The organism is Streptomyces spongiicola (assembly GCF_003122365.1).
Taxonomy (GTDB): Bacteria; Actinomycetota; Actinomycetes; order Streptomycetales; family Streptomycetaceae; genus Streptomyces; species Streptomyces spongiicola.
Window position 1 is genome coordinate 4192614 of the sequence record NZ_CP029254.1, and the last position, 12671, is coordinate 4205284.

11 protein-coding genes are annotated in these 12671 nt (G+C 71.0%); all 11 read left to right on the plus strand.

Features of this window, described 5'->3' with window-relative positions; all coding sequences use genetic code 11:
* Positions 1-8 precede the first annotated feature (8 nt).
* Complete coding sequence (locus DDQ41_RS18510) at positions 9-563, plus strand: NuoB/complex I 20 kDa subunit family protein (RefSeq protein ID WP_109295485.1); 555 nt, start codon at positions 9-11, stop codon at positions 561-563.
* Between the two features lie 91 nt (positions 564-654).
* Complete coding sequence (locus tag DDQ41_RS18515) at positions 655-1383, plus strand: NADH-quinone oxidoreductase subunit C (RefSeq protein ID WP_109295486.1); 729 nt, start codon at positions 655-657, stop codon at positions 1381-1383.
* Between the two features lie 95 nt (positions 1384-1478).
* Entirely contained in the window at positions 1479-2756 is a 1278-nt protein-coding gene (locus tag DDQ41_RS18520) for an NADH-quinone oxidoreductase subunit D (RefSeq protein WP_109297815.1), read from the plus strand.
* Positions 2757-2773: 17 nt separating this feature from the next.
* Positions 2774-3631, plus strand: a complete 858-nt coding sequence (gene nuoE / locus DDQ41_RS18525; RefSeq protein WP_109295487.1) for an NADH-quinone oxidoreductase subunit NuoE — start codon at positions 2774-2776, stop codon at positions 3629-3631.
* A complete protein-coding gene (gene nuoF / locus DDQ41_RS18530) occupies positions 3631-4995 on the plus strand; it encodes an NADH-quinone oxidoreductase subunit NuoF (protein ID WP_109295488.1) in 1365 nt (454 codons plus the stop codon). The genes nuoE and nuoF overlap by 1 nt, the downstream gene beginning before the upstream one ends.
* Positions 4992-7520 carry an NADH-quinone oxidoreductase subunit G gene (locus DDQ41_RS18535; RefSeq protein WP_109295489.1) on the plus strand — a complete coding sequence of 843 codons (2529 nt, stop codon included), beginning with the start codon at positions 4992-4994 and terminating at the stop codon, positions 7518-7520. Before nuoF ends, DDQ41_RS18535 begins: the two co-directional genes overlap by 4 nt.
* Positions 7517-8926, plus strand: coding sequence for an NADH-quinone oxidoreductase subunit NuoH (gene nuoH / locus DDQ41_RS18540; protein WP_109295490.1), 1410 nt, complete (start codon positions 7517-7519; stop codon positions 8924-8926). The genes DDQ41_RS18535 and nuoH overlap by 4 nt, the downstream gene beginning before the upstream one ends.
* A complete protein-coding gene (gene nuoI, locus DDQ41_RS18545) occupies positions 8919-9560 on the plus strand; it encodes an NADH-quinone oxidoreductase subunit NuoI (protein ID WP_109295491.1) in 642 nt (213 codons plus the stop codon). Before nuoH ends, nuoI begins: the two co-directional genes overlap by 8 nt.
* Complete coding sequence (locus DDQ41_RS18550) at positions 9557-10456, plus strand: NADH-quinone oxidoreductase subunit J (protein WP_109295492.1); 900 nt, start codon at positions 9557-9559, stop codon at positions 10454-10456. The genes nuoI and DDQ41_RS18550 overlap by 4 nt, the downstream gene beginning before the upstream one ends.
* A complete protein-coding gene (gene nuoK, locus DDQ41_RS18555; protein WP_109295493.1) occupies positions 10453-10752 on the plus strand; it encodes an NADH-quinone oxidoreductase subunit NuoK in 300 nt (99 codons plus the stop codon). The genes DDQ41_RS18550 and nuoK overlap by 4 nt, the downstream gene beginning before the upstream one ends.
* Before the next feature lie 14 nt (positions 10753-10766).
* Positions 10767-12671, plus strand: a complete 1905-nt coding sequence (nuoL, locus tag DDQ41_RS18560; RefSeq protein ID WP_109295494.1) for an NADH-quinone oxidoreductase subunit L — start codon at positions 10767-10769, stop codon at positions 12669-12671.

Here is a 12671-nt window from a genome sequence, read left to right on the forward strand (position 1 = left end):
GAGGGGCAATGGGACTCGAAGAGAAACTGCCGAGCGGCTTTCTGCTGACCACCGTCGAGCAGGCCGCGGGCTGGGTGCGCAAGTCATCCGTCTTCCCCGCGACCTTCGGCCTCGCCTGCTGCGCCATCGAGATGATGACCACCGGCGCGGGCCGCTACGACCTCGCCCGCTTCGGCATGGAGGTCTTCCGCGGCTCCCCCCGGCAGGCCGACCTGATGATCGTGGCCGGGCGGGTGAGCCAGAAGATGGCGCCCGTCCTGCGGCAGGTCTACGACCAGATGCCCAATCCCAAGTGGGTGATCTCCATGGGTGTGTGCGCATCGTCGGGTGGAATGTTCAACAACTACGCGATTGTGCAGGGTGTTGACCACGTTGTTCCTGTTGACATCTATCTGCCCGGCTGCCCGCCTCGGCCGGAGATGCTGATGGACGCCATCCTCAAGCTCCACCGGAAGATCCAGACCTCCAAGCTCGGAGTGAACGCGGAGGAAGCCGCCCGTGAGGCGGAGGAAGCGGCGCTCAAGGCGCTCCCGACGATCGAGATGAAGGGGCTGCTCCGGTGAGCGACGCGCGCACGGCCCCCGGGCCGCAGACGACGACGGAACCCGCGCCCCCGCGAGTTGCGGGCACGGACGCGGCGAAGGGGGTGCGCAGGTGACCGACCAGCCGAACCCCGAGAAGGAGCTCTCCGAGCAGAACCTGCCCGGGCAGCGCGGTGAGCACGGCGAGGAGATCCGCGTCCAGCGCGGCATGTTCGGCGCCGGTGACGGCGGCGACACCTCCGGCTACGGAGGGCTCGTCCGCTCCGTCCGGCTGCCCGGCGCCGCCACCCGCCCCTACGGCGGCTGGTTCGACGAGGTCGCCGACGAACTGGAGGGCGCCCTCGAGGAGCAGGGCGTCGTCCCGGAGAACGCGATCGAGAAGACCGTCGTCGACCGCGGCGAACTCACCTTCCACGTCTCCCGCGAGCACCTCGTCCGCGTCGCCAGGACGCTGCGCGACGACCCGGCGCTGCGGTTCGAGCTGTGCACGGGCGTGAGCGGCGTCCACTACCCGGGCGACAAGGGACGCGAGCTGCACGCCGTCTACCACCTGCGCTCGCTCACCCACGGCCGGCTGCTCCGCCTGGAGGCCGGCGCCCCGGACGCGGACCCGCACGTCCCGTCGCTCGTGGAGGTCTATCCGACCAACGACTGGCACGAGCGCGAGACCTACGACTTCTTCGGCCTGGTCTTCGACGGCCACCCCGCCCTCACCCGGATCATGATGCCGGACGACTGGCAGGGCTTCCCTCAGCGCAAGGACTACCCCCTCGGCGGCATCCCCGTCGAGTACAAGGGCGCCCAGATCCCGGCTCCGGACCAGCGGAGGTCGTACTCGTGAACGCATCGGCTGCCCACCGGCCCCCCGGCGACCAGACCGCCCAGGGACCCTCCGGAACGCCCCTCTCGACCGCCCGCGAGACGACCGAGGGAACCGTGTACACGGTCACCGGCGGCGACTGGGACGAGGTCGCGGAGACCGCGGCCAAGGCGGACGACGAGCGCATCGTCGTCAACATGGGCCCCCAGCACCCGTCCACCCACGGGGTGCTCCGGCTGATCCTGGAGATCGACGGCGAGACCGTCACCGAGGCCCGCTGCGGCATCGGCTATCTGCACACCGGCATCGAGAAGAACCTCGAGTACCGGACGTGGACGCAGGGGACGACCTTCGTCACGCGCATGGACTACCTGACGCCGTTCTTCAACGAGACGGCGTACTGCCTCGCCGTGGAGAAGCTCCTCGGTATCGAGGAGCAGATCCCCGACCGCGCCTCGGTCATCCGCGTGCTGCTGATGGAGCTCAACCGGCTCTCCTCCCACCTGGTGTGCATCGCCACCGGCGGTATGGAGCTCGGCGCCACCACCATCATGATCTACGGGTTCCGCGACCGTGAACTCGTCCTCGACATCTTCGAGCTGATCACCGGACTGCGGATGAACCACGCGTACATCCGCCCCGGCGGTCTGGCCCAGGACCTGCCCCCGGGCGCCGTGGACCAGATCCGCGAGTTCGTGAAGAAGATGCGGAAGAACCTTCCCGAGTACGACAAGCTCGCCACCGGGAACCCCGTCTTCAAGGGCCGGATGCAGGACATCGGCTACCTCGACCTGGCCGGCTGCATGGCCCTCGGCGCGACCGGCCCGGTCCTGCGCTCCACCGGGCTGCCGCACGACCTGCGCCGGACCGACCCCTACTGCGGTTACGAGACCTACGACTTCGACGTCCCCACCGCGGACACCTGCGACGCCTACGGCCGCTTCCTGATCAGGCTGGAGGAGATGCGGCAGTCGCTGCGGATCGTCGAGCAGTGCCTGGACCGGCTCGACCCCGGCCCGGTGATGGTCGAGGACAGGAAGATCGCCTGGCCCGCGCAGCTCGCGCTCGGCCCGGACGGCCTCGGCAACTCCCTCGACCACATCAAGAAGATCATGGGCACCTCCATGGAGGCCCTGATCCACCATTTCAAGCTGGTGACCGAGGGCTTCCGGGTCCCCGCCGGACAGGCGTACGCGGCCGTCGAGTCCCCCAAGGGCGAACTCGGCGTCCATGTCGTCTCGGACGGCGGCACCCGCCCCTACCGGGTCCACTTCCGCGACCCGTCGTTCACCAACCTGCAGGCCGTGGCGGCGATGTGCGAGGGCGGCCAGGTGGCCGACGTCATCGTCGCCGTCGCGTCCATCGACCCCGTGATGGGAGGCGTCGACCGGTGACAGACGTATCGCTCGGGATGCCCCAGCTCCCCGCCCCCGACTATCCGGCCGAGGTGCGCGAGAGGCTTGAGGCGGACGCCCGGCAGATCATCGGCCGCTACCCGGAGAGCCGCTCCGCGCTGCTGCCGCTGCTGCACCTCGTGCAGTCGGAGGAGGGTCACGTCACCCGCACCGGCATGCGGTTCTGCGCGGAGATGCTGGACCTGACGACGGCGGAGGTCACCGCGGTCGCCACCTTCTACACCATGTACCGCCGCAAGCCGTCCGGCGACTACCAGGTCGGCGTCTGCACCAACACCCTGTGCGCGGTGATGGGCGGCGACGCGATCTTCGACGGCCTCAAGGAACACCTCGGCGTGGGCAACGGCGAGACCACCGGGGACGGCCTGGTCACCCTCGAGCACATCGAGTGCAACGCGGCCTGCGACTTCGCCCCCGTGGTGATGGTCAACTGGGAGTTCTTCGACAACCAGACGCCCGAGTCCGCCCGCCGGCTCGTCGACGACCTGAGGGCGGGACGCCCCGTCGAACCCACCCGCGGCGCCCCCCTGTGCACGTTCCGGGAGACCGCCCGCATCCTGGCCGGCTTCCCCGACGAGCGCCCCGGAGCCGTCGCCGCCACCGGCGGGGCCGGCCCCGCCACCCTCGTCGGTCTGCAACTGGCCAGGGGCGAGGCCCCCCAGCCGAGGGTCGTCCACCCGCGCGGCGCGGCCCCGGAGGACGAACCGCCCGGTGAGCACCCCGGCTCCCACACCCGCCCGTCGCCCGACCAGCACTCCCCGGCGGGTCCCTCCGGGACGCAGAGCGGCCCACAGGACACGTCGGCGTCCGACCCGGCCCACCCGGCCGGCCCGGTTTCCGAGGAGGGGGAGTGATGACCGTGTCCACCGAGTACGGGCCGGAGGCCGGCGGCGGGACCAGCCCCGAGAAGCTGCTCGTGCCCGTCCTTTCCGCCTTCTGGGACCGGCCCGAGTGCTGGACCCTGGACACCTACCGCGAGCACGAGGGCTACGAGGGGCTGCGCAAGGCCCTCGAGATGGCCCCCGACGAACTCATCGCGTACGTCAAGGACTCCGGTCTGCGCGGCCGCGGCGGCGCCGGCTTCCCCACCGGGATGAAGTGGCAGTTCATCCCGCAGGGCGACGGCAAGCCGCACTACCTCGTCGTGAACGCCGACGAGTCGGAGCCGGGCACCTGCAAGGACATCCCGCTCCTCTTCGCCAACCCCCACTCCCTCATCGAGGGCATCGTGATCGCCTGCTACGCGATCCGGTCCCGCCACGCCTTCATTTATGTGCGCGGCGAGGTCGTCCCCGTACTGCGCAGGCTGCACGAGGCCGTCCGCGAGGCGTACGACGCCGGCTACCTCGGCAGGAACATCCTCGGCAGCGGGCTCGACGTCGAACTCACCGTGCACGCCGGCGCCGGCGCGTACATCTGCGGCGAGGAGACCGCCCTGCTGGACTCCCTGGAGGGCAGGCGCGGACAGCCCCGGCTGCGGCCACCCTTCCCCGCGGTCGCCGGTCTGTACGCATGCCCCACGGTGGTGAACAACGTCGAGTCCATCGCGTCCGTTCCCGCGATCCTGAACAACGGCAAGGAGTGGTTCCGCTCGATGGGCAGCGAGAAGTCACCCGGCTTCACGCTGTACTCGCTGAGCGGCCATGTCGCCCGCCCCGGCCAGTACGAGGGCCCGCTCGGCATCACCCTGCGCCAACTGCTCGACATGGGCGGCGGGATGCGCCCGGGCCACCGGCTCAAGTTCTGGACCCCCGGCGGCTCCTCCACCCCGATGTTCACCGACGAGCACCTCGACGTGCCGCTGGACTACGAGGGCGTCGGCGCCGCCGGGTCGATGCTCGGCACCAAGGCACTCCAGTGCTTCGACGAGACGACCTGCGTCGTCCGGGCCGTCACCCGCTGGACCGAGTTCTACGCCCACGAGTCCTGCGGCAAGTGCACGCCCTGCCGCGAGGGCACCTACTGGCTGGTCCAGCTGCTGCACGACATCGAGGCCGGCAAGGGCGCCATGGCGGACCTCGACAAGCTGAACGACATCGCCGACAACATCAACGGCAAGTCGTTCTGCGCCCTCGGGGACGGTGCCGCCGCGCCGATCTTCTCCTCGCTGAAGTACTTCCGCGAGGAGTACGAGCAGCACATCACCGGCCGGGGCTGCCCCTTCGACCCCGCGAAGTCCACGGCCTGGGCCGTGCCGAACCTGGAGGTGGACGCATGACCGTCACCACGTCCGCCGCGTCCGGAGGCGGGGGGAGCGCCGCGGTCCCGCCGGAGGACCCGGTCACCCTGACCATCGACGGCATCGAGATCTCCGTGCCGAAGGGCACCCTGGTCATCCGGGCCGCCGAGCAGCTCGGCATCGAGATCCCCCGGTTCTGCGACCACCCCCTCCTCGACCCGGCCGGCGCCTGCCGGCAGTGCATCGTCGAGGTCGAGGGCCAGCGCAAGCCGATGGCCTCCTGCACCATCACCTGCACCGACGGCATGGTCGTGAAGTCGCAGCTCACCTCGCCCGTCGCCGAGAAGGCGCAGCAGGGCGTGATGGAACTGCTGCTCATCAACCACCCGCTCGACTGCCCGGTCTGCGACAAGGGCGGCGAGTGCCCGCTGCAGAACCAGGCCGTCTCGCACGGCCGCGCCGAGTCCCGCTTCGAGGGCAGGAAGCGGACCTACGAGAAGCCGGTCCACATCTCCACCCAGGTGCTGCTCGACCGCGAGCGCTGCGTGCTCTGCGCGCGCTGCACCCGCTTCTCCGACCAGATCGCGGGCGACCCGATGATCGAACTCCTGGAGCGCGGCGCGCTCCAGCAGGTCGGCACCGGCGAGGGCGACCCCTTCGAGTCCTACTTCTCCGGGAACACCATCCAGATCTGCCCGGTCGGCGCGCTGACCTCGGCGGCCTACCGGTTCCGCTCCCGGCCCTTCGACCTGGTGTCGTCGCCGACCGTCTGCGAGCACTGCGCCGGCGGCTGCGCGACCCGCACCGACCACCGGCGCGGCAAGGTCATGCGGCGGCTCGCCGCCGAGGACCCCGAGGTCAACGAGGAGTGGATCTGCGACAAGGGGCGGTTCGCCTTCCGCTACGCCCAGCAGCGCGACCGGCTCACCACCCCGCTCGTCCGCAACGTCGAGAGCGGCGAGCTGGAGCCCGCGAGCTGGCCGGAGGCCCTCGCGGCGGCCGCCACCGGACTCTCGGCCGCCCGCGGCCGGGCCGCGGTGCTCACCGGCGGCCGGCTCACCGTCGAGGACGCCTACGCGTACGCCAAGTTCGCCCGGATCGCCCTCGGCACCAACGACATCGACTTCCGGGCCCGGGTCCACTCCCCGGAGGAGGCCGACTTCCTCGCCGCCCGCGTCGCCGGCCACGGCCGGGACCTCGACCGCGCCGGCGTCACCTACACCTCGCTGGAGAAGGCCCCGGCCGTACTGCTGGCCGGCCTCGAGTCGGAGGAGGAGGCCCCCGGCGTCTTCCTCCGGCTGCGCAAGGCCGCGCGCAAGCACGGCCAGCGGACGTTCTCCCTGGCCACCCACACCACCCGCGGTCTGGCGAAGGCCGCGGGCGTGCTGCTGCCGACCGCCCCCGGCACCGAGGCCGAGTGGCTGGGCGCGCTGGCGTCCGGCACCGGGCTCGACGGGGACGGCGCCACCGCCGCCGAGGCGCTGCGGTCGGAAGGCGCCGTGATCGTCGTCGGCGAGCGGCTGGCCGGCGTGCCGGGCGCGCTGAGCGCCGCGGTGCGCACGGCCGCGGCGACCGGCGCCGCGCTCGTCTGGATCCCGCGCCGGGCCGGGGAGCGCGGCGCGGTCGAGGCGGGCGCACTGCCGTCGCTGCTGCCCGGCGGCCGTCCCGCCACCGATCCGCGGGCCCGCGAGGAGACCGCGGCGGCCTGGGGCGTACGCGAACTCCCGCACCGCTACGGCCGGGACACCGGGCAGATCCTGGAGGCGGCCGCGGGCGGCGAACTGGCCGCCCTGGTCGTCGCCGGGGTCGAGGTCGCCGATCTGCCCGACCCCGCCCGCGCCCGGGAGGGGCTCGACTCGGTCGGGTTCCTCGTCTCGCTGGAGCTGCGGCCCTCCGAGGTCACCTCGCGGGCCGACGTGGTCTTCCCGGTCGCGGCCGTGGCCGAGAAGGCCGGTACGTTCCTCAACTGGGAGGGCAGGGCACGGCTCTTCGAGGCCGCGCTCAAGCCGGACCAGCTGACCCGCCCGCCGGCCCCGGCGGACGCGCGGGTGCTGCACATGCTCGCCGACGCGCTGGACGTCCATCTCGCCCTGCCCGACCTGCGGTCCGTGCGGCGCGAGATGGACCGCCTCGGCACCTGGACCGGGCCCCGGGCGGACGCTCCCGCCGAGCCCGCCCGGCCGCTGCCCCGCCCCGGCGAGGGCGAGGCGGTCCTGGCCGGCCACCGGCTCCTGCTCGACCGGGGCCTGCTGCAGGAGGGCGACGAGGCGCTGGCCGGCACCCGGCACGCGGCGGTCGCCCGGCTCTCCGCCACCACCGCGGCCGAGACCGGGGTCGAGGACGGCGATCTGCTCGCCGTCAGCGGCCCCTCGGGGTCCGTGCACCTCCCGCTGCGGGTGACCGAGATGCCCGACCGCGTGGTGTGGCTTCCGCTCAACTCGGCCGGCGGCGGTGTGCCGGGCGACACGGGCGCGACGCCCGGCGCGCTCGTCCGCGTCGGCCCCGCGGCAACGGCCGGCCACGGGACCGCCGGCCCCGACGACGTACCGGAGGTGCGCGCGTGAACCCGGTACTCCTCGACCAGACGCTGCTCGCGGCGGAGGACCTCTCGCTGTTCGGGCGGGACCCCTGGTGGCTCGTCGTCGTCAAGGCGGTGTTCTGCTTCGCCTTCCTGATGGTGACGGTGCTGTTCTCCATCGTGTGGGAGCGCAAGGTCGTCGCCTGGATGCAGTTGCGCATCGGCCCCAACCGGCACGGGCCGTGGGGCCTCCTCCAGTCCCTCGCGGACGGCGTCAAGCTGATGCTCAAGGAGGACGTGGTCGTCCGGCGCGCGGACAAGGTGGTCTACGTCCTCGCTCCGGTCATCGCGGCGATCCCGGCGTTCATGGCGATCGCGGTCATCCCGTTCGGCCCGGCCGGCAACGAGGTCTCGATCTTCGGCCAGCGGACCACGATGCAACTCACCGACCTGCCGATCGCGGTGCTCTACCTCCTCGCGGTCGCCTCGATCGGCATCTACGGCATGGTGCTCGCCGGCTGGTCGTCCGGTTCGACGTACCCGCTGCTCGGCGGACTGCGCTCGGTGGCACAGGTCATCTCGTACGAGATCGCCATGGGTGCCGCGTTCGCCTCGGTCTTCCTCTACTCCGGGTCGATGTCGACCTCGACGATCGTGGAGGCGCAGGCGGACCGCTGGTACGTGCTGCTGCTGCCGGTCTCGTTCCTCATCTACGTCGTGACGATGGTCGGCGAGACCAACCGGGCCCCGTTCGACATGCCGGAGTCCGAAGGCGACCTGGTCGGCGGCTTCAACACCGAGTACTCGTCGATCAAGTTCGCGATGTTCATGCTCGCCGAGTACGTCAACATGGTCACCGTCTCGGCGGTCGCCGTCACCCTGTTCCTGGGCGGCTGGCGGGCTCCGTGGCCCGTCAGCACCTTCTGGGAGGGCGCGAACCACGGCTGGTGGCCGATGCTCTGGTTCGTCCTCAAGGTGCAGTTGCTGCTCTTCTTCTTCATCTGGCTGCGCGGCACGCTTCCGCGCGTCCGCTACGACCAGCTGATGAAGCTCGGCTGGAAGGTGCTCATCCCGGTCTCGGTCGTCTGGCTGATGCTCGTGGCGACCGTGCGGGCGCTGCGCAACGACGGCCGCGACTTCTCGCAGATCGTGCTGTACGTCGGCGGTGCGGTCCTCGCCGTGCTGCTGCTGTCCTTCGTCGCGGACCTCTTCCGGGGCAGGAAGGAGCGGGCCGACGCGGAGGCGAGGGAGGCGGCAGAGGCCGAGGGGGGCGGGGCGCCCGGCGTGTTCGACCCGATGGCCGGCGGCTTCCCGGTGCCCCCGCTGCCCGGACAGGTGCTGCCGCCGGCTCCGCGCAGGCGGCCGCGCCGCGACGGAGAGCTGATTGTCAGTGGTGGCGTCAATACTGACAGTGACGGTCCTCGTGACGGAAAGGAGGCTGACGGTGTCTGAGCGACCCGAGGATTCCGGGAGCGCGTTCCAGAACCCGCTCGCCGGCTTCGGCGTGACCTTCAAGGCCATGTTCAAGAAGCGGCTGACCGAGCAGTATCCGGAGCAGCAGAAGACCACGGCGCCGCGCTTCCACGGCCGGCACCAGCTCAACCGGCATCCGGACGGGCTGGAGAAGTGCGTCGGCTGCGAGTTGTGCGCCTGGGCCTGTCCGGCGGACGCCATCTATGTGGAGGGCGCGGACAACACCGAGGAGGAGCGCTACTCACCGGGCGAGCGGTACGGCCGCGTCTACCAGATCAACTACGCCCGCTGCATCCTCTGCGGGCTGTGCATCGAGGCGTGCCCGACCCGGGCGCTGACGATGACCAACGAGTTCGAACTGGCCGACAGCTCCCGCGAGAACCTGATCTACACCAAGGAGCAACTGCTGGCGGGCCTCGAGCCCGGCATGGTCGACACCCCGCACGCGATCCACCCCGGCACGGACGAGCAGGACTACTACCGGGGCCTGGTCACCGAGGCCGCGCCCGGGACCGAGCGCCAGCCGGCCGTCTCCAAGGGGGAGAAGCCCCAGGACGCCGCTTCGGCCCCCGGGTCCGCGGACCCGGCGGCGCAGAAGGAGGCCGACGCATGAGCGCTCTGGCCGCCGCGACCTCCACCGGCGAGGCCGTGCAGTTCTGGGTGCTCGGCACCGTCGCCGTCGTCGGGGCGCTGGGCACCATCCTGATGAGGAAGGCCGTGCACAGCGCGCTGTGCCTCGCCGCGACCATGATCATCCTGGCGGTCTTCTACCTCGCCAACGGCGCGTACTTCCTGGGCGTCGTCCAGATCATCGTCTACACCGGCGCGATCATGATGCTCTTCCTCTTCGTCGTCATGCTCGTCGGTGTCACGGCCGCCGACTCCCTGAAGGAGACGCTCAAGGGCCAGCGCTGGTGGGCGGCCCTCTGCGGCATCGGCTTCGGCGTGCTGATGATCGCGGGCATCGGCCAGGCCTCACTGGGCCCCGGGGCCTTCGTCGGACTCGGCGAGGCCAACGCGGCGGGCAACGTCCAGGGCCTGGCGGCGCTGATCTTCACCAAGTACGTCTTCGCCTTCGAGGTCACCGGCGCCCTGCTCATCACGGCGGCGGTCGGCGCGATGGTACTCACCCACCGGGAGCGCACCGAGCGCGCCATGACCCAGCGCGAACTGGCCGAGCAGCGGGTGCGCGAGGCGACCGCCCCGCCGTCCGCCGGCCGCCACCCCGCGTCGGCGGACTACGGCTGGAAGCTTCCGACCCCGCTGCCCGCCCCGGGCGTGTACGCCCGGCACAACGCGGTGGACGTCGCCGGTCTGCTCCCCGACGGCACTCCGTCGGAACTCACCGTCAGCAAGACGCTGCGCGACCGCGGCCAGATCCGCGACGTGTCCCGGGAGGCGCTGAACGACCTCAGGGCGCTGGAGCGGCGCTCCGAGGAGCGGCTCGGCCGGGACCGTGACGAACTCGACCGGGGCGGCCGGGGCGAGGGACAGGAGGCCAAGCGGTGAACCCCGTCAACTATCTCTACCTCGCGGCCCTGTTGTTCACCATCGGCGCATCCGGCGTGCTGATCAGGCGGAACGCGATCGTGGTCTTCATGTGCATCGAGCTCATGCTCAACGCCTGCAACCTCTCGCTGGTCGCCTTCTCCCGGATGCACGGCAATCTCGACGGCCAGATCGTCGCCTTCTTCACGATGGTCGTCGCCGCAGCCGAGGTCGTGGTCGGGCTCGCGATCATCGTGTCGCTGTTCCGCTCCCGCCACTCGGCCTCGGTCGACGACGCCAGCCTGATGAAGCTGTAAGGGGTCGCAGACTCGTGGACAACGCAGAGAACCTGATCGCGCTGCTGGTCGCGGCGCCCCTGCTCGGAGCGGTGGTGCTGCTCCTCGGCGGACGCCGGCTCGACCGTGCGGGGCACTGGGTCGGCACCGCGCTCGCCGCCGCCTCCTTCGTCGTCGCCGTCGTGCTCTTCGCCGACATGCTCGGCCGGCCCGGCGACGACCGCACCCTGTACCAGCACCTGTTCAGCTGGATCCCGGTCGGCGGCTTCCAGGCGGACGTCGCCTTCCAGCTCGACCAGCTGTCGATGACCTTCGTGCTGCTGATCACCGGAGTCGGCTCGCTGATCCATCTGTACTCCGTGGGGTACATGGAGCACGACGAGCGCCGCCGCCGCTTCTTCGGCTACCTCAACCTGTTCCTCGCGGCGATGCTCCTGCTGGTGCTCGCCGACAACTACCTGCTGCTGTACGTCGGGTGGGAGGGCGTCGGTCTGGCCTCGTACCTGCTCATCGGCTTCTGGCAGCACAAGCCCAGCGCGGCGACCGCCGCGAAGAAGGCCTTCCTGGTCAACCGGGTCGGCGACATGGGCCTCTCCATCGCCGTCATGCTGATGTTCACCACCTTCGGCACCTTCGCCTTCGGTCCGGTGCTGGACTCCACGGGCGGGGCGTCCGAGGGCACCCTGACCGCCCTGGGGCTGCTCCTGCTGCTCGCCGCGTGCGGCAAGTCCGCCCAGGTGCCGCTGCAGTCCTGGCTCGGGGACGCGATGGAGGGCCCGACCCCGGTCTCGGCCCTGATCCACGCGGCGACGATGGTCACCGCCGGCGTCTACCTGATCACCCGCTCCGGGGCGATCTTCAACGCCGCCCCGGACGCCCAGCTCGCGGTCGTCACCGTCGGCGCGGTCACGCTGCTCTTCGGTGCGATCGTCGGTTGCGCCAAGGACGACATCAAGAAGGCACTGGCCGGATCGACGATGTCGCAGATCGGCTACATGATCCTGGCGGCCGGCCTCGGCCCCCTCGGCTACGCCTTCGCGATCATGCACCTGGTCACCCACGGCTTCTTCAAGGCCGGGCTGTTCCTCGGCGCCGGTTCGGTCATGCACGGCATGAACGACGAGGTGGACATGAGGAAGTACGGCGGACTGCGCAAGTACATGCCGATCACCTTCGTCACCTTCGGCCTCGGCTACCTCGCCATCATCGGCTTCCCCGGCCTGTCCGGCTTCTTCTCCAAGGACAAGATCATCGAGGCGGCCTTCGCCAAGGGCGGCGCCGAGGGCTGGATCCTCGGCGGCGCGGCCCTGCTGGGCGCGGCCGTCACGGCCTTCTACATGACGCGTGTGATGCTGATGACCTTCTTCGGCGAGAAGCGCTGGCAGCCCGACGCCAGGGGCGAACTGCCGCATCCGCACGAGTCGCCGCGGACGATGACCGTTCCGATGATCGTCCTCGCCTTCGGCTCGGTCTTCGCCGGCGGGCTGTTCTCCTGGCACGAGTCGTTCGTGAAGTGGCTGGAGCCGGTCACCGGCTTCGACCACGGCCATTCGCCGCTCAGCGCCGCCGCGGTCACGACCGCCACGGTCGCCGTGATGCTCCTCGGCGTCGCCCTGGCATATCTCCAGTACGGCCGGCGCCCGGTACCGCTCACCCCGCCGCGGGGCTCGCTGCTCACCCGGGCCGCCCGCCGCGACCTCCTCCAGGACGACTTCAACCATGTGGTCCTGGTCCGGGGCGGCGAGCATCTGACCCGGTCGCTCGTGTACGTCGACCACAGCCTGGTCGACGGGGTCGTCAACGGCACGGCGGCGTCGTTCGGCGGTCTCTCCGGCCGGCTGCGCAAGCTGCAGAACGGCTACGCCCGCACCTACGCGGTCACGATGTTCGGAGGTACGGCGGTGCTGATCGCCGCGACCCTGCTGATGAGGGCGGTGTAA